We start from the raw sequence: 1,251 nt of genomic DNA, 5'->3' as shown, positions 1-1,251 counted from the left end.
TCCTCTCTACCTAAGAAGAAGTTCGTAGAACTTCAACCAAGACTCCTCGCTACTGTTGAACGATTTAAGAAAATCAAAGGCTTGACTCGATTTTTGGTAATAAACTGTGCAGATAATACGGTTTATCGTAAGTTTATTTGTGACGTGGTCACTGATGATTCGGAGCCTGCAATAATGACAGAGTCTTTGGACGCAAAGCTCTTGTTTGATCGCTACAGTGTTGATTTAAAAGGCGATGTTGTAGTTGAAGCTGGATTACTTTCCAAGGCTAACGGCGGGTATTTGATTTTACCAGCGAACCTAATTTTGGCGAATCCCGGATATTGGCCGAGCATTAAGTCTGCCATTCAAGGAAAGCCAGTAAAACCCTTGAATGTAAGCCCTACTCGACTACCTATTTTAACGGCCGATGAAAAAGAATTTGACGTTAAGATTATTGTTACTGGCGATCGTAATCAATTGGCCGACCTTGAGTATGTTGACGAAGATTTTTCAACCGGCCTAACGATGTATACCGAAGTTGAAGAAGATATCCACTTATCTGCGAGTAACTTAGAGTTGTATGTAGGTTTGGTGAATTGGATTTGTTCGGAGTACGGTTTCCCCTCGTTGGATGAAGGTGCTTTTCAACGGTTACTATTAGCAGGCATGCGTTTAACTGAGGACCAACATTATTTGCCTTTAGGTGTGATGTGGCATTGCCAACTACTTAGCTTAGCTGCTCAGTTTAGCGATCAAAATATCATTGATTATGTGGCGATAGATAAAGCCATCGACGATAAATATTATCGAGAGTCTTACCTTCCTCAACGTGCAGTTTATGACATTCTTGATGGTCAGGTCATCATTGAGACTACTGGTGAACAAGTCGGCCAAATTAACGGACTCACGGTTATTGATATGGCCGGGCATCCTGTCTCTTATGGCGAGCCAGCGCGAATTTCATGTGTTATTCACTTTGGAGATGGTGACATTTCCGATGTTGAGCGCAAAGCTGAACTTGGAGGCAATCTTCATGCGAAAGGCATGATGATCATGCAAGCATTTCTAAGCTCTGCTTTGAATTTGGATGAGCCACTGCCTTACTCTGCGTCTATTGTTTTCGAGCAGTCCTATAGTGAAGTGGATGGTGATAGTGCTTCATTGGCAGAGTTATGTTGTTTGGTAAGTGCACTGTCTGAATCCCCGGTTAATCAACAAATCGCGGTGACTGGCGCGGTGGACCAATTTGGCCGAGTACAAGCGGTAGGC

At 43.2% G+C, this 1,251-nt stretch carries 1 protein-coding gene; it reads left to right on the top strand.

Annotated features, from left to right (window positions below):
- The coding region (locus R8N46_RS24890) for an AAA family ATPase (protein ID WP_318189732.1) at positions 1 to 1,251 on the top strand (1,251 nt) is incomplete at both ends.

The sequence above is a fragment of the Vibrio sp. 1874 genome, assembly GCF_033344395.1.
Lineage (GTDB): Bacteria > Pseudomonadota > Gammaproteobacteria > Enterobacterales > Vibrionaceae > Vibrio > Vibrio alginolyticus.
Note: the sequence above shows the minus strand (reverse complement) of the source record. Positions and strands in the feature narration are given on the sequence as shown.